This is a genomic window from Pedobacter kyonggii (assembly GCF_004310665.1).
Taxonomy (GTDB): domain Bacteria; phylum Bacteroidota; class Bacteroidia; order Sphingobacteriales; family Sphingobacteriaceae; genus Pedobacter; species Pedobacter kyonggii.
The window spans coordinates 21,543-40,475 of the sequence record NZ_SIXF01000004.1; the positions used below are offsets into that span (position 1 = coordinate 21,543).

Consider the following 18,933-nt stretch of genomic DNA (forward strand, 5'->3'; position numbering starts at 1 on the left):
TTCTTTGTATGGGCCGTTAGCTAAATTGCGACTATTATTAATGTGGGCATTACCCAATCCCGTGAAAAACGGGAAAGGGTCGGGCTTTGCAGGGCTGCGCTTCGCTCCGGTACCGATGAAGAATCGGTACTGAACCCTTACAATCCCTAACGCAAACCCCACTGTTTTAATCAGCAGTTAGTTTTAAGTCCTAAGAACGATAGACGCAAGTTAAATAAACCTGATAGAACGAAAAGCCCGGAAACGAGGTATCCCGCTCTGTCCGTAGCGTTAAGCATAGCGTCTCTATGGATATAAGAATAAAATTGAGTTTATAAACTCAATTAAAACGAGTCACAGACTCTTTTCTATTATTAATCCGTAGAGCCCTTCGGAACTCTACGGACAGATATGATTTCAGCATTGTATTTGGCCAATTGTTTTTCTTCCGCACGTACTAGAAGCGTATCGATACCCTTGGCTATCAGTTTTTGTGTTTCAAACCGCTTTTCACGGGCTTCTGCTAATGTAATGATTGGATATTGACCAAATGAGATCCCTCGTTCAATGCCGTGTATCCGGTATTTATAGCGCCAGTAGCGCTTTCCGTTGGGCATGATAACAAGAAATAACCCTTGATCATCGGTGCGCTTGTATTTATTGGTGTGTGGTTTTGCATTCAGGCATTGCAAATCGGTTAGGGGCATTTTTCATGTCCTTTTCTTGAATAGTTGAGATTTTGTGTGAAGTAAAAAATGGGGAGCCAAATTTTCTGCCTGGCGTTTGGCTCCCCAAAAATTCCCCCAATTTGGGAGCATTTAAGGCAGTATAGGTATATTTTCCTATCTGTCAAGTGGAATAAAGTGCTTACAAAAACAGTGTTTTTGTATTTCGCAAGATGTAGGGAAATGTTGAATTGGCGACCCCTGTAGGAAACCATCGATTCTTCTAACCCTTTTAAAAAACTATCTTATTTGAAAAGCCATTAAATTTGGCTCCCATTATTATACAACACTTTTAATCCTATGCAATGAAATTTTAAGATTAGGCTCTGCGGATGGACCTCACCCCGAGCAGCAAATAATGCAATATAAAGCATAATAACTAAATAATTAGTTATTATGCTTTATATAAGAAGGTAGTATGCATACTGCTGGTTGATAATTCTTTATCTATCGGATGCGTTCCGGTTTGTATTGTTTTGCTCCGGCTTGCATGCTTTTGAAACGGTCACCCTCTGCTTTGGCTGATAGAATCTGTATACGAAAATGAAGAAAGTTTTGCCGTTCTGAATATTCAGACAACAATGATATACCAATCTAATTTTTCAAAGAAAAAAAGTGTATGATGCCTTGGATTTAGTAATCGGATAGGATGTTGTAAGCTATAGCTTTTAATTTAAAGCTATAGCATTAAATTTTTATCTCCTATATCTTAATTCTTGCAGCAATTATTAATAATAAGATCATAAGATAACATCGCAGTTGCAGAAAAAATAGCGTTTATTAATAAGCCTGAGCAGTCATTGAGTGAGTGACGTAAACAGTTTGTGGTGTTGGTGTCCAGGAAAGATTCGAAGTGAAAGTAACTAATAAGGCTGTCGACCCGTTGGTCGTAAAGCCATCAACCGTAACTGACCACGTTATCTGAGCATTTCTGTTCATATTATAAGAGGCAGCGGAACCACTCCATGCGCCACCTGATGCCGTCAAAGAGCCTATTCCTGAATATGCCATAAAAGGATCAGAAAGAGAAGTTCCAGTGGGCATAACAGTTTTATATACTTTAGGTGATGCTGAGCTATTTTGGGTATAAGAATATCCAAGACTACCGCTCACTACCCAAGTTCCCGTATGATGCTTGATCCGAGGGTTCCGCTGATTGATGCTACATTCGAGCAATTAACGTTATATGAAACATTATCCACACCATTGGTCGCTACAAGACTTGACATGGTTTTATTTAGAGATTTTTTAACAAGCACCGTATCAGTTCGGTTTGAACGCGTACCTTTTTTTAGTGCAGCAATGAATTCGTAAGCCTGTTGGTAAGATTTGAAACTTTGATGTATTGTATCTTTTGCAAGATCAAATTTAATACCTAGTTCTTGTGCTTTTGAGCTATTACTTGCTGATAGCGCTTGCAGCTTCTGTTTGTAGAGCTGCTCGGATAATTTATTGTCCGATGTTGCTTTGATGTCAATTTTCTCTTTACTGCATGATACTAATACTGTAATGAGAAAAATGGTTGATAAGAGATTAATTAAGAATTTTTTGTTTGTTTTCATGTTTTTGGTTTTTACATTTATCATGCTTAACTGCGATGTTATACTTTAATCACAAAAGGAATTTTTTAGAATTGAGGCTTTTACTAATACTGTAGCAAAAAATTTGCAGATATCAGATATGTCTGAACTATTAATTCGGAGTTTTGCCCAGGGTTATAATTTCATCCCATGTTTTAAATCTGGCCGTTGTAGGAATCGTAAATATATCATCGGGCAATTCCTCATCTTTTATATTGATAATAAAAAGACCAAAGGCATTTCCATCTTTTTGCAAGGTTTGAATACCCAGAATCGGATTTTCTACGCCAGGTATCGTATTAAGAGGAGATACAAATTTGAGTTTCTCTTTCGTATAGTAAAATTTAGTTGTATCGTTACCTCTAATGGCAAAAGCGGCCAAGCAATGCTTACCAGCAATAGTGATATCGCTACCACTAATATTGATAATTTTTGGTCTTTCAGGATTGTTGACTTTAGGATTATAAAGGTCTTCAGGATGTTTTTTTAAGGAATCTTGAAAGTAAAATAACTTTTTTGTGTTTTCAAAATACATAAAGTATTTCTGGCTGTTATAGTCAGCCAGATAAGTAGGATAAATTGCTTTCGCTACTACCTTGGACTTAACTGACAGGTCATTTTCTTCTGAAATTATTTGGACAGTATCTTTTTTCAGCTCTTCAGAAGGACCAATTGTCTTCATAATTACTTTTGTATGCTTGATATAATAGACACGCTTGGCTAAGATATGACGTGTGCTATCATCTGAAAACACACGATTTGGGTAATGAGACCATTGAAATGTAAATGTTCCAATGCCTAAATCCTTTTTCTCCTGTCCGTGTGTACGTATTGATAAAAAGAGAGATATAATAACAAATGTTATTTTGATTTTTAATGAGAGATGATAAAGCATTGAGCGTTTAGATTTGCTTGTATGATTAAGTTGATAATTAAAGTTGTGTATAAGTTTACAAAAATAATAGTCTGATTTTGATCAATATTAATTGTTTTTGACCTAAATCCATAAAAAGAAGTTACATTAACGTGAGTTCGGGATAAATAAATAGATGAAAATAAGAGCAAAGGGTATGATTATTTCTAATAAATATCTGACAATCAATATACTAATAATGTAAGCAAGCCCTATCTGTCTAACTCGTGTGATTGATTGCGACCTTTTTGTGATACTTCACGGATACGCTCCAATTCAAATTGTTTTGCGCCTGCTCGCATACCATTAAAGCGGTCACCATCAGCTTTAGCAGATAATATCTGCTGTGCCGCATCGGGCATTTCCTGTTTTAGCTTATACATTTGATTAAAGTCTTTGATATATTCCGGTGACGGGTCTTGTTCTTTTTGCATGATTAAAAAGTTTCGTAAGTAAAATCTTCGATAAAGTCGCGAATACTGTCAGCATCGTACAGGATGATTTTTTTCTCCGGCTGGCTGTAACGGATTTTTCCCTCATCGCGAAATTTCTGCAAAGTCGTTTTACTGCTAATGCGCAGCATGCGCATTGCTTCCTCGCCTGATATCCATTTATCGGCGTTGGGCTGTTGCGGTTTTTTGCTATCAATATATGCTTCCAGTTTATCAACCATTGCGTAAAACGCTCGGTCTTCAAAGCAGATTACTTCCATTTTGGAAGATAAGAATTTTCTAAATAAAAATGCGGTTTATTTAGGTTTTAAGCTTGAAAATACTTGTATTTAGGTATGCAATGGAAGTGCTACACATACCGTTAACAATGCTTTAACAGCAATTTTTAATTCTAAAATACAAATCTGTAATGTGTTGATTTTCAGAATGATAAAATCTGAAGAAAAATCAGCCTCGCAGGTTTCTGAAACCTGCGAGGTCTCGCAAGCCCCAGAACTACAGACTCAGGTTAAATAAACCAGTATTTCAGACCTCATAGGTTTTTAAACGGCTTCAGCCCTCAACGAGACCTTTAAAAATAAATTAAACGACGAGTTAAACCTATGAGGTCTTGCGAAAAAAAAACCGTTTAATCTCTCCAGGCAAAACGGGATAAACCGCTCTGTCCGTAGCGTTAAGCATAGCGTCTCTATGGATATAAGAATAAAATTGAGTTTATAAACTCAATTAAAACGAGTCACAGACTCTTTTCTATTATTAATCCGTAGAGCCCTTCGGAACTCTACGGACAGATACGAGCCACCAGTTGAAAATTGCCAACTGAAAGCTGTTAACTCATTTGGGCGTTACCCAATCCCGTGAAAAACGGGAAAGGGTCGGGCTTTGCAGGGCTGCGCTTCGCTCCGGTACCGATGAAGGATCGGTACTGAACCCTTACAATCCCTAACGCAAACCCACTGTCTTAGCAACCATTAGATTTAAGCCTTAAGAACTACAGACTCAGGTTAAATAAACCTGATAGAACGAAAAGCCCGGAACGAAGAATGAGTGAGGCCTTGAAGTGATAGCAGGACGGTTGCAACCGAAGTGCACAGAACCCTGCTTTTCAAATAATAATAAAACAAGTTCAGCATGGCAGTCGTGTTAGGAGAAAGAGGCTAAAAATGGTCGCTACGAATGGAAATTAATCAGGCTGAGGTTATAAGGTTTATAAATAAAAATCCCGTTTTACCTCTCCAGGTAAAACGGGATAAAACCTAAAACAAAATCCGTTTCATTTGACAAAAACGTAACAACTTGTGTGTTGTTAAAATAATAGACAATAATTTCTGTTTAAGGTTTAATGCCCGATGAATATTTTTATTTAATTTAAGGCAGATTATAAAACCAATAGATAGAGGTGCAAATTTAGCTCCTTTTGAAAATAGTGAGTGGTATAATAAAAGTCCTAACAGCAATGCTTACAATTTGTGATTATTTTTTTTGTTAGGCTTTCGTTAATGCTGCGCAGTTTTATCTAAGTTTGTTCAATATTAAATTATTTAGGATAGAAAATGTCGGTAAGGGGTAACCAGTTTAAAACCAATACATTCAGAGATAAAGGTGCAGAAAGTGCACCTGGCAGATCATCATCAGGTCGGCAGCCGAAAGAAAAAAGAGATTTTTTGCCAAGTTTCGATTTGGCAGATGGCCGTGCAGTTAAAATTGTAGGTCTGTTTTTTGTGATATTGTCACTTTACTTTTTAATTGCTTTTACTTCGTATTTATTTACCTGGCAAGATGACCAGAGTTATGTAATCGATGCAAATGGTGGTTGGGGCAATCTTTTTAAAACAACAGAAGAACTAAAAGAAGCCGGTGTTTCTATACCCGTAGTTCAAAACTGGTTAGGTAAGTTTGGCGCTTTGTTATCGCACCAGTTTATTTACGAATGGTTCGGTATTGCATCTTTCTTGTTCGTTTTGGCCTTTTTTATTATCGGCTACCGCTTATTATTCAAAGTTAAAATCCTTTCAATCTCGAAAACATTAGGTTATAGCTTTTTCTTTTTACTGTTTATATCCTTAACCTTAGGTTTTGCACATAGTTTCTGGTCAGAATCACCACATTATTTAGAAGGTGAGTTTGGTTATTGGAGCAATAAATTATTAGGAGCCCAAATTGGCGCAGCTGGGGTGGCGGGACTAATTGCTTTTGCTGGTTTAACCATTTTAATCATCGCATATAATATCGATTTTAAATTTCCGGAGCGTAAAGAGAAAGAGGTTTACCTGGACAACGAAACGCCAGATTATGTAAATGATATTAGAGAGCAGGCAGTAAAGAATAAAACTTTCGAAGAACCCTCTGCGCCCATTGAATTTCCGGTACGTGATAAGCCAGTAAGTAACGAACGTAAACAACAAAATGTGGTATTACAGCCAAGCCGTTTCGAAGAAAAAGAAGAGGAAGAAACTGTAGCGCCTATTGTGTTATCGCCGTTGGCTACCAATTTGCCTCTTGCTACTGCTGCGGCAACAACACTTCCATTAACGGTAGAACCACCAATTGAAACCGAAAAGGAACCTGCTTTTACGATCGAAAAAACTGAAGAAGAGAAAAAATCGGATGATTTGGTTGAACAGTTTGGGAATTATGATGAAAAACTAGATTTATCGGGTTATAAATACCCAACAATTGATTTGCTCGAAAATTATGGCACCAACAAAATTTCGGTAAATGCCGAAGAATTGGAAGCCAATAAAAATAAAATTGTCGAAACCCTTAATCATTACAATATAGAAATTGATAAGATTAAGGCAACCATTGGCCCAACGGTTACCCTTTACGAAATTATTCCGGCCCCTGGGGTAAGGATTTCGAAGATTAAAAACCTGGAGGATGATATTGCACTTTCGTTGGCAGCCTTAGGTATCCGTATTATCGCACCAATGCCGGGCAAGGGTACAATTGGTATCGAGGTGCCTAACCAACACCCAGAAATGGTGCCGATGCGCAGCATTCTAAATACCGAAAAATGGAGCCAAACCACTATGGATTTGCCTATTGCATTAGGTAAAACCATTAGCAATGAGGTTTTTATAGCAGATTTGGCTAAAATGCCTCACTTATTGGTGGCAGGGGCAACCGGCCAGGGTAAATCGGTTGGTATTAACGCCATTCTGGTTTCGCTGTTGTTTAAAAAACACCCTGCACAACTTAAATTTGTACTGGTCGATCCGAAAAAAGTAGAGCTAACTTTATTCAATAGAATTGAAAGACACTTTTTAGCCAAACTACCGGGAGAGGCCGATGCCATTATTACCGATACCAAAAAAGTAGTAAATACGTTGAACTCACTTTGTATCGAAATGGATCAGCGTTATGATTTACTGAAAGATGCACAAGTAAGGAATTTAAAAGAATATAACGATAAGTTTGTTAAACGCAAGCTTAATCCAAATAACGGCCACCGCTTTTTACCTTTCATTGTTTTAGTGGTAGATGAGTTTGCCGATTTAATGATGACCGCCGGTAAAGAGGTGGAGGCACCAATTGCACGTTTGGCACAGTTGGCCAGGGCAATCGGTATCCACCTGGTTCTGGCTACGCAGCGTCCATCGGTAAATATTATTACAGGTACCATTAAAGCCAACTTCCCAGCCAGGTTAGCCTTTAGGGTATTGTCGAAAATCGATTCGAGAACCATTTTGGATAGTGGCGGTGCCGATCAGTTAATTGGCCGTGGTGATATGCTTTTATCTACAGGTAGCGACTTAATCAGGCTACAGTGTGCTTTCGTTGATACACCTGAGGTAGACCGGATTTCTGAATATATTGGCAACCAACGTGGTTATGCCGATGCTTATCAACTGCCAGAATATATAGATGAAGCAGGTGAAGGCAGTAAGGCCGATTTTGATCCTAATGAACGGGATAAGTTCTTTGAAGATGCGGCCAGACTGATTGTGATGCATCAGCAGGGTTCTACCTCATTAATACAGCGTAAACTAAAATTAGGCTACAACAGGGCTGGCCGGATTATCGATCAATTAGAGGCAGCTGGAATTGTTGGTCCCTTTGAAGGAAGTAAGGCGCGCGAAGTCTTGTACCCGGATGAATATTCTTTGGAACAGTTCTTGAATAGTATGAATGACAAAGATTAGATTAAACCAATAACAAAAAATCTACTCTAACGTTTCAAAGGAAAAATTTAAAAAAGAAAAGATGAAGAAATTAATTTCAGCATTAATGGTTGTAGTTGCTTTTACAACTTCAACTTATGCTCAAACTGATGCGAAAGCTAAAGCCATTTTAGCTGAGGTGAGTAAAAAATACAAATCGTATAATATTGTAAAAACAGATTTTAGCTTCACTTTGGATAATCCTAAAGCAAAAGTAAAAGAAACCCAGCAAGGTACCTTGTATGTTAAAGCCAATTCTAATAAGTATAAAGTGGCTATGACCAACCAAGAATTGTTTAGTGATGGTAAAAGCCAATGGACTTATTTGAAAAAAGACAAAGAGGTGCAAGTGAGCAATGTAGATAATAGCGGCGATGCCATTAATCCTGCTAAGATTTTTACGGTTTACGAAAAAGGATTTAAATATGTGTATACTGGCGAACAAAAAGCTGGTGCCAAAACTTACCAAATGATTGATTTAACACCTGTTGACGCTAAAAAATCGATTTTTAAAGTACGTTTAAGTATCGATAAAACAGCTAAACAAATTGCAAACGTGGTATTGTTCGATAAAAATGGTAACAAATACACTTACAATGTAAAAACTTTTTCGCCAAATGTAAATGTACCAGAAACTACTTTTGCTTTCGATGCCAAAAAATATCCTGGTGTTGAAGTGGTAGATTTAAGATAATTGTTATTTCCGCCAAGGCGGGATGAAACCTGGAGGTTCAGTTGGAAACAGCTGAACCTTTTTTGTTTTATTGAAATCAGATTTTTAGGTGTATCGTAGAGCACTACTGATTTTTTGAAAAGCTTTGTTAAGTTGCAGCAGTTCAGCCATTCGTTATGGCCCGATTTAAAGTCCTGCTGTGTGGAGCACTTCTTTTTTGAGCATAGTTTAGGTGTCACGCTAGCTTGCTTTAATAACACACAGGTTTTACCGAAGAACGCCGTCAATCCCAAGAGCTGGGGAAATCAAAAAAACAGGTGTAGTAAGGGTAAATCGGCACTAACAAACCTGAAACGCAGTGGTTTTGTGTTCATAAACAATGATTCAAAGCTTTGAAAAGAATTGAACACAAAACGAAGTGCCGCTGTTTTTTTGATGGGCATGGAATTGTGCAAAAGGCTCATTGCTGGATTGACAAAGCGCTTTGGGTACTTTGGCGCTCCAAAGTACCTTGCCCCCGCGGCAGAGAGCGGGAAATTAACATTTGCCCTAAAACTATTTTTTGTTAAATATCAGGAAAATTTAATAGCAGGAAAGATGCTGAAACAAGTTCAGCATGACGATCGCCTTAGTAATATGTACTAAAAAACAAATCCAGGCTAACAATAAGGTCTTACGCGATAGGACATTGTTCAGTATGAGTAAAGCAGATGCAGGACTTTCGCAACCGATTGATCCAGAGTCCTGATTTTCTAAATATTTTAAAAGTGAACATAGTGGTTGATAAATTTTTCATCATGTGTTTATGAATGCTGCGCAGATTTATCTAAGTTTGTTTCCAATGTCATTGCCACTAACAAACCATACTTTAGAGAAATTAGAAACCCTGCTTTTTGCTATGGGCTATAAGGTTCGTTATGAGAAAGGGAACTTTAAAACGGGTTCTTGCCTGCTCGAGCATAATAAGGTTATTGTGGTAAATAAATTTTCAAATCTCGAAGGAAAAATTGCTGCATTGGTAACTTTGGTTAAGCAAACCAATACAGATGAAAACCTGTTAGAAGAAAAACAGCGCCAATTCTACCTTTCCTTACAGCAAACCGAATTATTTTAATGAAGATACAACTCCAACATTACAACTATAGAAAGGAAAGTTTAAGCAGATGAAGGTTACTTTTTTAGGTACTGGTACATCACAAGGCGTTCCTGTAATTGCTTGTAATTGCGAAGTTTGTTTATCTGCTGATAAAAGAGATAACCGCTTACGGACTTCGATATTAATTGAAACAACTGATAAAACCATTGTGGTAGATAGTGGGCCTGATTTCCGTTACCAGCTTTTACGCGAAAAAGTAAAAGATCTTGATGCGGTATTGTTTACCCACGAACACAAAGACCACATTGCTGGTTTAGATGATATCAGGCCGTTTAATTACCTGTTGCATAAGGTAATTGATGTTTATGCAACAGACAGGGTTCAAACGGCTTTAAAAAGAGAGTTCTATTATATTTTTGCCGAGACTAAGTACCATGGTTTGCCACAGATTAATCTGCACACTGTAACCAATGGCGAAAATTTTAAAATTGGCGAAAGTGCCATTATTCCTTTTGAAGTGATGCACCATTTGTTGCCCATTACAGGGTACAGAATTGGCGATTTTACTTACATTACCGATGCTAAAACGATATCGGAGCAAAGCTTTGAAAAAATAAAGGGAACAAAAATATTGGTGTTGAATGCTTTGCAAAAGGAACCACATATTTCTCATTTTACTTTAAGAGAGGCCATTGCCTTTGCCGAAAGGGTAGATGCTGAAACCACTTATCTTACGCACATCAGTCATAATCTGGGTAAACATGCCGATGTAGAAAAGAATTTACCTGAGCATATTCAATTGGCTTACGATGGTTTGAAAATTGAATTGTAAATCATTGTTTCCAAAATCCAAAATTAAATTATATTTGCAGCACAAACCCAGGTGGCGAAATTGGTAGACGCACCAGCTTGAGGGGCTGGCGCCTGTATGGGTGTGGGAGTTCGAATCTCCTCTTGGGTACTTCACCGGAGATCAGGTTTTTTAAATCTTGACTCCGGTTTTTTTATTTCCTATTGATTTGTGCTTTAGTAAAAATGAGGTTTGGCAGACAAAGCTGCCACATTTGATAGTGATAAAAATTATACTAGGTTTTTTCCGACGATAAACTTAAGTTATCCAGTAGATTTAAATGCAACTTTACAGGCAAGCTATAGTAAACGTATCAATAGACCTTCGCTATTTGCATTGTATCCGTTTAATGAGTTAACAGATTTTAATGCACAATATGTTGGTAATCCTAATTTAAATCCATCTTATGCCGATGTTATGGAATTAAGTTTTTTAAAACTGGGGCAAATTCACTTTTAATCCATCCGTATATTACCAAAACAATAAAGACGTTACGCAAGATTATACCTTTAGAAATACCAGCGGAGTTTTTATTACCACTCCAATTAATATCGATGGCGAAACCCGTGGTGGTTTAGAACTTTCGGCTTTGTACAATCCATACAAATTTTTACAATTTAGCATGAAATAAACGTTTACAATTTTAAACAAAAAGGATTTTATGCTAATCAGGATTTCGATTTTTCGGGCAATATTATAACGAGTAGATTAAGTACCCAAGTTAAATTACCTAAAAAATTAAGTTTCCAAGGTAGATACAATTTTAGTGGTGCGCAAAGCAAAACAGCGAGCACCCATAACATAGATTTAGGTGTAAGCAAAACTTTCTTAAAAGATAAAGCAACGCTAATATTTGATGTAGCCAACTTGTTTAACCTCCGCAAATTTGAGACTACCACAATCGGAACAAACTACCTGCTAACGCAAGTTAATAGTCCAAATGCAGCCAGGTATTACAAGTGCGCTTCCCGAATGGTTTTTTATTTTTTGAATAGCGGCCCTGATGGGGTCAATTGCAGCAGGGGGGTATATAAAAAACGGCTCCGTCATTTTTCTGTGGTGATGGCTCACCTAAAACACATTCCTCTGTTACTAAAGTAATTAACAACAAAGCAGGTTAGCTTTGTATATAAATGCCTATTTTTATTTTTTTTGCACGAAATGGCTAAAATTTTTATCGTCGAAGACGAAGCAGAAATACGGGAAGAACTGATACAATTAGTTAGTGCGCGGACTCATGATGGTATCGTAGGGGCCTGCGGCTCGGTAAAAGAAGCATTACTACTCATCCCATCTGCGGCTCCGGATATTATATTGATGGATATAGAACTTTCTGATGGCCATAGTTTTGAGATATTGGAACACCTTCCTTCAACACCTTTTTCGGTAATTTTTGTAACTGCCTATGAGCATTATGCGCTACGTGCCATCAAGGCGGGGACATTGGATTATCTATTGAAGCCCGTAAAGGAAAAGGAATTGTATGATGCCCTCGATAAAGCCAGCTTGCGACCTAATGTCTTGCATGCGGTACAAAAGGAAATCCTCTTCGATAAGCAATCGACAATGTTGGTATTGAAAACCCTTAATGAAACGTATTTTGTGCGCCATTCCGATATTCTATATTGTAAGGGAGATGGTGGCTATACTACCTTCTTTTTATTTGATGGCAGAGAAATTACAACAAGTACAACACTCAAAGAATATGAAACCTTGTTGCCGGAAGGTTTGTTTCTGAGAATTCATAAATCTTTTCTGATTTGTCTAAACTTTATTATTTCATACCATCATGATGGCTTTGTTTTTTTACAAGGTGGTATACAAGTGCCTGTATCTACCCGTAAGAAAGATTTATTGATGCAAAAAATGACAATTAATAATGCATAATAAACCCTTGAAGGTCTCCTACCTAATCTCTATTTGGCTAATCATTACCCTATTTATCAGCTGCGGGGAGCCTTCCTCACCGCGAATAAATCAAAGCCAGTTACTGGATAGCTTATTTGAGCAGATAAAACTAAGTAAACAGCCTAAAAAAGCAATACCACAACTACAACAATTAATAAAAGAAAATCAAACGGATAGCTCCATACTTAGTCGGGCTTATTTTTACCTCAGCTATTGCTTACTTAAAAATAAACAAGATTCTGCTTCGTTTGAAGTGGCCCAAAAAGCTTTAAATATATTGCCTTTGTCGGAAAAGAATGGAGCCCAGGCAGCTACCAATTTCTATTGGATGGGCTATCTTGAGCAAAAAAAAGCGCAATATTATGCGGCAACTTATTACTACACACAAGCGGCATATCTTATTGATGCAGGCAATTTGAAGCTCAGTTTTCCAAAATCTTCCGGTTTTATTTTATTATGGGCATCACAACTAAACAGTTTCAATAACAGATTGGATTTATCTAATAGATTTGCCAGGAAAATGCTCTTTCTTTTGAAAAAAGATACCAGTATGTTGGCAAAAGACTTGTCTATATCCGCGAATTTATTGCTTTCACTAGGGTATTTAGATAAGAAAGGACTGGCTAATGACTCCGTTCGATTATATTTAAATCAGGCCACAGAAATAAAAAAGAAAATCAAACTTGCCCGTATAGATTACAATTATTATATATCAAAAGCAAAAATATTTTACGAGGGTAAAGAATTAGATTCTGCCCTTTACTATCAATTAAAAGCCTATAAAGCAGATACCTCCAATGCTTTTATGGCCTACAACAACCTATTGGGCATTTATGTAAACAAGCATCAATTGTCAAAAGCACGTGTGGCAGAGCGTGAAGTTACCAAGCGGTTAAGCCAATTTGATGCAGATGATTACCTGATGTATCTGGAAAATAAGATCGCGTTTGCTATCGTTCGTGGCGATAATAAAAAGGCGCAATCGTCATTTGAAGAGTATGTTCAAAAAAAGAAAGAGAGAGAAGAAAATGAAAACCGAAAAGCAGCAAACGAAATATCTTCGCTCTATAAAACAGTGCAAAAAGACCAACAAATTGGTGCATTAAACAAAAACATAGATAAGATAACGGGACAATTGGAGTTGAACAGGCTCTGGTTGGCGGTGATTATCCTTTTTTCAGGATTGCTATTTGCGATGATATTATTACTGTTTTTAGACCGAAGGAGAAAAGAACTCATTACCGAAAATAAGCAGGTTTCAGATCTTAATATCAAACTTGAATTGGAACAAAGGTTGTTGCGGAGCCAAATGGACCCTCATTTTATTTTCAATTGCTTAGCGAGTATTCGTGCTTTGGTTCGGCAAGAAAAAACTCAGGAGACACTCACTTACCTGGATCATTTTTCCGTTTTGATGCGAGAGAAACTAACGGAAGGTAAACAACGAAATATTGACTTGAAATCTGAAGTGGACTTTCTGGAAAACTATTTAAAGTTGCAGCAAATGAGGATGCCAGGCAAATTCGACTATGTATTTGAATTGGACAATGAGGTTGCCAATATGTTTGATGAAATAGAGATTCCGGCAATGTTGCTTCAGCCATTTATAGAGAATTCTATTTTACATGGATTTAAAAACATCAGTTATAAAGGTTATATACACGTATCAATGGCCATTAACAATGAGGTTTTAAAGATTATCATTAACGACAATGGAGTTGGTTTGGATACCACTGATAAGCCGCCCCATACTTCGCGTGCCACCCAAATTGTAACAGAACGAATTCAGTATTTACAAACTGAAGGTTTAGGAGAGGCTAGCCTGTCGATGAATTCCCAAGTGGATGCTCCTGGTACAATTGTCACTTTACGGATTCCGGTTTAAGTGTAGCGCTCGTTAACTGAAAGGCAGCACTTCTTTATCGCCTTGTCCACCTTAGATTTTATTTCTTTTATTTGTTTTTTAAGTAATTTTTTGACTTAAAATGATCTGCTGCGCTTATAGATTTCCAGCAATCCCGATGCCATTTGAAACAAAAAATAGATATGATGAAAACAATTATTTTAACTGCATGTATTGCGTTTGCAAGCCTAAGTTTAGTATCTGCAAAAGCAAAAATCCCTATTTGTCTTCCCTGCGAATCCATCGAAACTGTGCAGGAATTACCTACAGATTCTGAAATTCAAAAATTGGCCGGACAAAAAGTAAACCTATCTTATGCTAATAAAGAATATGGCATTTTTGGGATGTCTATTTGGAACACTAATGGAAGATTTGTATTGAGTGACATTTCAAATAATATGTATTTTGAAATTGATCCCCAAGTAGCTAAAATATTAAAAGAGAAACATGATTTTGATGCGAAAACTGCAGAAAATCCTTTATCTTTTTGGAAAAAAGCAGGAGGAAAACTTGTTTTCTTAGTTATAATAGCATTACTAATTTGGGCAAGTATTCCTTCAAAAAACAAAACTAAAGACGTAGAACCAACTAATATTTAAAATAAGCATCTTTTATGAATCCAATATTCTTAATTCCTGCAGTATTAGTAATTGCCGGTGTGTGTTTTATGATCTACATGAACAAAAAACACCAATCAGCAAAATCAGAAATAGACTTAGATTTTGAAAGAAATAAATATGATGTTTACAAACAAGAGCTTTTAGCACAAGATTTCCCGCAAATAAAGCAATGGATGAAAGGAAAATCAATAGATGCCTATACCTCTGCATCTGTACCTCAATCTACAACAAATAAAGTTCAGGGTGTTATAAGTGACGGCATAAAAAACGTAGCACTCTCTGCAATTGGTGTAAAACTTAGACGTATAGAAACCGAATGCTTTTGGGTGTTAAGCGGCAGTGATTTACATTTTTTTAGCACCAATACTGTTGGCGAATTAGATGAACATATAGTTTTTGACAATTTCAGAATTGAAGAAGCAACGCTTCGGTATGGAGGTATATTAAAATCACAGTTAGGTGTTTACTTAAAGTCTTCGGAAGAGTATTTACCAAAAACACATATTATCACATTTAACATCGATGGTGCTCCTTTGTCACTTGAAGTTCATGACAGACTAAATTATGTACCAGACCCAACGGATATTTTAAACATGAACAAACAGTTAATGACAAGAGTTAAATATCAAATAGTGGGTGAAAAATTTGTGAAAATATTGCAAGACAAGTTCCCAAACCTCCAGGTAGCATAATTGTGTGAGCATATTTTCGAAATTTATTAAGGCCTTTAAGAATCTAAGACTAAACGATAAAAATGTAGTAATTGGCCTGCAATTAGATCATCTACTAATTAGTTCAATGTATGCAGAACAACAATCTGCCTATCTTAACTCTTACGAAACGGGGCTTGATAAAGGCACATTGAAAACAATTCTAGAGGATTATTGGGAGATATTTGACAAAGATGATGCAATTGAAGTTCTTTCAGATCTGCAAAACAGAAATCAAGACGAGTATTTAGATATTGTGTATAATGCCTTTGAGAATAGGGAAAATTATGTAGCTATTTTAAAATCTAATCTACCAGATGATGACGACGTTTTTAAACACTATGTGGGAATATATCGAAACTTAAGCAATGCTGTACCTGAGCTTGTAGAACAGAATGTATTCCAGGATTTCTCAGCTATTAAGAATATAAGAGATACTGCCTGGAATTATGGAAGAGGTGCATTTTTATCACGCTGTTGTTATGAAGAAGGCTATATTTCTGAAGTAGAACTGATTGAATATTTACAGAAATCACATACAGGGCTAAGAGACTATTGCAGAACCTGGAAAGAATACACAACCAGTTATATTTTCGGAAGAGCAATTTGGGGTGGTTCAAACAACGATGGAATGATACAGATTGCAGACGATCTGCTGAATAGTGAAAAAAGCCCATTGAAAAACAAAATCTATTTGTAAAAAATGCCGGTCAGCCTCTACAATTTGGTAATAATAGAGGTTGACCGGCAATAGGTAGTATCATTAATCTGAATCAATCTCTTTTTCGTACTTCGATTCCCGGTTCAGAATTTATAGTTCCCAAACGATTACTCCTTCAACAGAAAAAAATCACATTAGATCGCAATTGGGTTAAAAATGAAATTCAATATGAAATTTAGACTTTTAATTTTGTGCTTAGTGATCCTTGGCTGTGAAACAAAAAGAATGGAAACAGTAGATAAAAAGTTTTCTATTGGCAACATAAATAATTACAAAGAAAATGACACTGCATTTATAAGTTTGAAACGGAATATGGAAACCGATGAAATGGAATGCGGGGAAAATAATTGTTTGATAAATATTGAATTTACAGAAAACATCCCCAAAATAAGTATTGACCAAAGTTTGGGGATTTATATTTCTAAAACGGGAGATTTAAATGACGATAAAGCAAATGAAATAATAATTTTTTCTCGAACCAATGAAGGTTCCTGGAATAATATTTCAGTCTGGTCGTTTAAAGGCAGAAAGTGGAATGAAATGGCAAAAACTAGAGCATTATATCAGAAAATCTAGATTTTGAAAATAGGATAACTAAAGAAGACGGCCGGTAATCTTAAGCGATTGAATTAAACCCTCCTGAAGAACGAGGTTAAAGTTAAGAATGGCCGGGCTACCTGGAAATGTTCCCGAAATTTCAGCAGTAAATACCGGACCCTTTTCACTTTCCCTATAACTAATCGGTTTTAAAGTAGTTTGATACTGTTGGTTCGAATTTTCAATCCATTTTTGAATTGCTGCCCTTCCAATATGGTTCTTTCCCTCGTCGAATACTTCGGCATTTTCTGAAAAAAGTGAGGAATAAGCTACAGCATCATGGTTGTTTTGCGCTTCAATTAGGTCTGTTATAAATTTTGGTAAGTTCATGATATTTATTTTTAGATTAACTTATTGTTGTACAAATTTCGGTGGTACTGGCGTGATGCACAAGTAAGGCATTACGATTCGAATAGGGAAAAATTTATCCGTATTGTTTCATTAATGGCCTACATGTATCTTTGTTAGATGTATGAGAAAAAAACTTTTCCCAATCTGAACTGTGGCCTCGATTTAGTTGGAGAGGTGCTTTATGGCAAATGGAAAATGCGGTTGTTGTGGTTTATCAACGAGGGTTACTTACGCCCGAGCGAGCTGCAACGTAAAATACCAGATGCAAGTCGTAGGGTAATCAATATTCAGCTAAAAGAGCTTGAGGACCATGAATTGGTTATCAGAACAATCTATCCTGTGATGCCACCAAAGGTAGAGTACTCGCTTACTGCGTTTGGCAAAACCTTGATCCCGGTGATCGCGGCTATTGGAAATTGGGGAGATGAGTATCAGGACAGTTTGAAGCGTGTGATTCTGAAAGGATATCCGCAGTTGGCCTGATTTTTTCTGAGTGAGTATCAGCTAAATTATGCCCAGGTTGATTTCGGTCAGTATTTTAAACTCATTCCAAATGCAACCCAGGCTGGTATTGTTGTAATTTTAAACGGTGGGTATGGTACCTCCATCAATTACAAATTCGGTTCCGGTAAGATAACTTGCCCTTGGCGAAACAAGAAACCCAACCATTTCTGCTACATCTTCTGGCATGGCAGGTCGGCCGTATGGAATGCCGCCAAGTGCATCCATTACACTTTGTGTGGCCTGTTCTATCGAAATTGCTTTGGTTTGCGATATGCGTTCCATCATTCGCTTTGAGCTATCTGTCATGATCCAGCCCGGAGAAACCGTTAAAACCCGAATTCCTTTTGGAGCAACTTCATTAGAAAGGCCTTTGCTGTAATTGATCAGTCCGGCCTTTGCCGCCGCATAGGGTAGTGTGCTTTCATATAATGGAAGTTTGCCTTGAATAGATGCGATATGGATAACCAAACCTGTTTTTTGTCTGATCATTTGCGGCAAAAATGCCCTGTCTAATCTTACTGGCGCTAAAAGATTGGTTTGCAATGTTTCTTCCCAGTGTTCATCGGTTAAATTAGCAAAACCACCCGCTGGAGTTTCTGAACCACCAAGGCTATTGATCAGGATGTCGAGCCTGTCAAATTTTGATAATACCTCCGTTACTACTTTTGCTGTTCCAGTAGGCTTGCTCAGGTCTGCCGAAATAAAATACAGCTTTTCATTGGGCTCTTCAGGCGGGTTTCTTGCAGTAATGATTACTTGTGCCCCGGCTGCCAGTAGCCTTTCGGCAATTGCTTTTCCGGTGCCTTTGGTTCCCCCTGTTACCATGGCAATCTTGCCAGATAGTTCGTTGTTGAAATTAAATTCCCTTTCCATTGTATATATTTTATACAAAATTCAGGTATACTATAGTTTCCTACAAGTACGGTATTACGATTCAGATAGCGTAAAATTTATCCCTATGCAATTGTTATTTCCGTAATTGCTTTAATTGAATATTTCCGAGATATTTGCTTTGGTATTATTAAGTATGCCACGTAGAATACGATAAAAATACAATCCTGCTTTAATAATGGGTTAGAATAAGCATGATAAATCTCCTTTATGGGAAAAATGTACAAGATTGTTGTCCGTTTGTCCATTCCCTGGGGTTGGCGTTCTCCCCATCTTTGTATTGTCAATAAACAACAA

20 protein-coding genes, 1 tRNA gene and 1 pseudogene are annotated in these 18,933 nt (G+C 37.0%); 15 read left to right on the forward strand and 7 right to left on the reverse strand.

The window, feature by feature from the left end; translation table 11 throughout:
* Positions 1-353: 353 nt before the first annotated feature.
* The 5 genes from EYS08_RS05830 to EYS08_RS05850 form a co-directional block, all read right to left on the reverse strand.
* The gene (locus tag EYS08_RS05830) at positions 354-686 is read right to left on the reverse strand and encodes an Arm DNA-binding domain-containing protein (RefSeq protein WP_131029066.1); all 333 of its coding nucleotides are present in this window, start codon (positions 684-686) and stop codon (positions 354-356) included.
* 1,130 nt (positions 687-1,816) lie between these two features.
* Complete coding sequence (locus EYS08_RS05835; RefSeq protein ID WP_131029068.1) at positions 1,817-2,266, reverse strand: hypothetical protein; 450 nt, start codon at positions 2,264-2,266, stop codon at positions 1,817-1,819.
* Between the two features lie 130 nt (positions 2,267-2,396).
* Positions 2,397-3,179: a hypothetical protein gene (locus tag EYS08_RS05840; protein ID WP_131029070.1), complete on the reverse strand. Its 783-nt coding sequence runs from the start codon at positions 3,177-3,179 to the stop codon at positions 2,397-2,399.
* Between the two features lie 230 nt (positions 3,180-3,409).
* On the reverse strand, positions 3,410-3,631 hold the full coding sequence (locus tag EYS08_RS05845; protein ID WP_131029072.1) for a hypothetical protein: 222 nt from the start codon (positions 3,629-3,631) through the stop codon (positions 3,410-3,412).
* Between the two features lie 2 nt (positions 3,632-3,633).
* On the reverse strand, positions 3,634-3,909 hold the full coding sequence (locus EYS08_RS05850; protein WP_131029074.1) for a helix-turn-helix domain-containing protein: 276 nt from the start codon (positions 3,907-3,909) through the stop codon (positions 3,634-3,636).
* A 1,293-nt stretch (positions 3,910-5,202) separates the two neighbouring features.
* Between EYS08_RS05850 and EYS08_RS05855 the strand changes: the two genes are divergently transcribed.
* The 14 genes and pseudogenes from EYS08_RS05855 to EYS08_RS05910 all read left to right on the forward strand — a co-directional run bounded on the left by EYS08_RS05855 (position 5,203) and on the right by EYS08_RS05910 (position 16,869).
* Positions 5,203-7,794, forward strand: coding sequence for an FtsK/SpoIIIE family DNA translocase (locus EYS08_RS05855; protein ID WP_131029075.1), 2,592 nt, complete (start codon positions 5,203-5,205; stop codon positions 7,792-7,794).
* A gap of 61 nt (positions 7,795-7,855) precedes the next feature.
* Positions 7,856-8,506, forward strand: a complete 651-nt coding sequence (locus EYS08_RS05860; protein WP_131029077.1) for a LolA family protein — start codon at positions 7,856-7,858, stop codon at positions 8,504-8,506.
* 820 nt (positions 8,507-9,326) lie between these two features.
* On the forward strand, positions 9,327-9,599 hold the full coding sequence (locus EYS08_RS05865; RefSeq protein ID WP_131029079.1) for a hypothetical protein: 273 nt from the start codon (positions 9,327-9,329) through the stop codon (positions 9,597-9,599).
* A 49-nt stretch (positions 9,600-9,648) separates the two neighbouring features.
* Positions 9,649-10,413: an MBL fold metallo-hydrolase gene (locus EYS08_RS05870; protein ID WP_131029081.1), complete on the forward strand. Its 765-nt coding sequence runs from the start codon at positions 9,649-9,651 to the stop codon at positions 10,411-10,413.
* Positions 10,414-10,458: 45 nt separating this feature from the next.
* Positions 10,459-10,542 (forward strand) — tRNA-Leu (locus EYS08_RS05875).
* An 81-nt stretch (positions 10,543-10,623) separates the two neighbouring features.
* Entirely contained in the window at positions 10,624-10,890 is a 267-nt protein-coding gene (locus EYS08_RS26000) for a TonB-dependent receptor domain-containing protein (protein WP_208745794.1), read from the forward strand.
* A 43-nt stretch (positions 10,891-10,933) separates the two neighbouring features.
* Positions 10,934-11,062, forward strand: a pseudogene (locus tag EYS08_RS26605) (hypothetical protein); the annotation flags it as partial.
* Entirely contained in the window at positions 11,059-11,532 is a 474-nt protein-coding gene (locus EYS08_RS26610; RefSeq protein ID WP_208745807.1) for an outer membrane beta-barrel protein, read from the forward strand. The pseudogene EYS08_RS26605 and the gene EYS08_RS26610, both read left to right, overlap by 4 nt.
* 60 nt (positions 11,533-11,592) lie before the next feature.
* A complete protein-coding gene (locus tag EYS08_RS05885; RefSeq protein WP_131029083.1) occupies positions 11,593-12,318 on the forward strand; it encodes a LytR/AlgR family response regulator transcription factor in 726 nt (241 codons plus the stop codon).
* Positions 12,319-12,871: 553 nt separating this feature from the next.
* Complete coding sequence (locus EYS08_RS05890; protein WP_165456386.1) at positions 12,872-14,224, forward strand: sensor histidine kinase; 1,353 nt, start codon at positions 12,872-12,874, stop codon at positions 14,222-14,224.
* Positions 14,225-14,385: 161 nt separating this feature from the next.
* Entirely contained in the window at positions 14,386-14,841 is a 456-nt protein-coding gene (locus tag EYS08_RS05895; RefSeq protein ID WP_131029087.1) for a hypothetical protein, read from the forward strand.
* A 14-nt stretch (positions 14,842-14,855) separates the two neighbouring features.
* On the forward strand, positions 14,856-15,554 hold the full coding sequence (locus tag EYS08_RS05900; RefSeq protein ID WP_131029089.1) for a hypothetical protein: 699 nt from the start codon (positions 14,856-14,858) through the stop codon (positions 15,552-15,554).
* 106 nt (positions 15,555-15,660) lie between these two features.
* Positions 15,661-16,272, forward strand: a complete 612-nt coding sequence (locus tag EYS08_RS05905; RefSeq protein WP_208745795.1) for a DUF1266 domain-containing protein — start codon at positions 15,661-15,663, stop codon at positions 16,270-16,272.
* Positions 16,273-16,461: 189 nt separating this feature from the next.
* Positions 16,462-16,869: a hypothetical protein gene (locus EYS08_RS05910; RefSeq protein WP_165456387.1), complete on the forward strand. Its 408-nt coding sequence runs from the start codon at positions 16,462-16,464 to the stop codon at positions 16,867-16,869.
* 18 nt (positions 16,870-16,887) lie between these two features.
* Here the strand turns inward: EYS08_RS05910 and EYS08_RS05915 are convergent, their stop codons facing one another.
* Entirely contained in the window at positions 16,888-17,220 is a 333-nt protein-coding gene (locus tag EYS08_RS05915) for a Cif family virulence factor (protein ID WP_131029095.1), read from the reverse strand.
* Positions 17,221-17,358: 138 nt separating this feature from the next.
* Here EYS08_RS05915 and EYS08_RS05920 point away from each other — a divergent pair, with 138 nt between their 5' ends.
* Positions 17,359-17,724, forward strand: a complete 366-nt coding sequence (locus EYS08_RS05920; RefSeq protein ID WP_131029096.1) for a winged helix-turn-helix transcriptional regulator — start codon at positions 17,359-17,361, stop codon at positions 17,722-17,724.
* Positions 17,725-17,823: 99 nt separating this feature from the next.
* Here the strand turns inward: EYS08_RS05920 and EYS08_RS05925 are convergent, their stop codons facing one another.
* Positions 17,824-18,618: an SDR family oxidoreductase gene (locus EYS08_RS05925; protein ID WP_131029098.1), complete on the reverse strand. Its 795-nt coding sequence runs from the start codon at positions 18,616-18,618 to the stop codon at positions 17,824-17,826.
* Between the last annotated feature and the right edge of the window lie 315 nt (positions 18,619-18,933).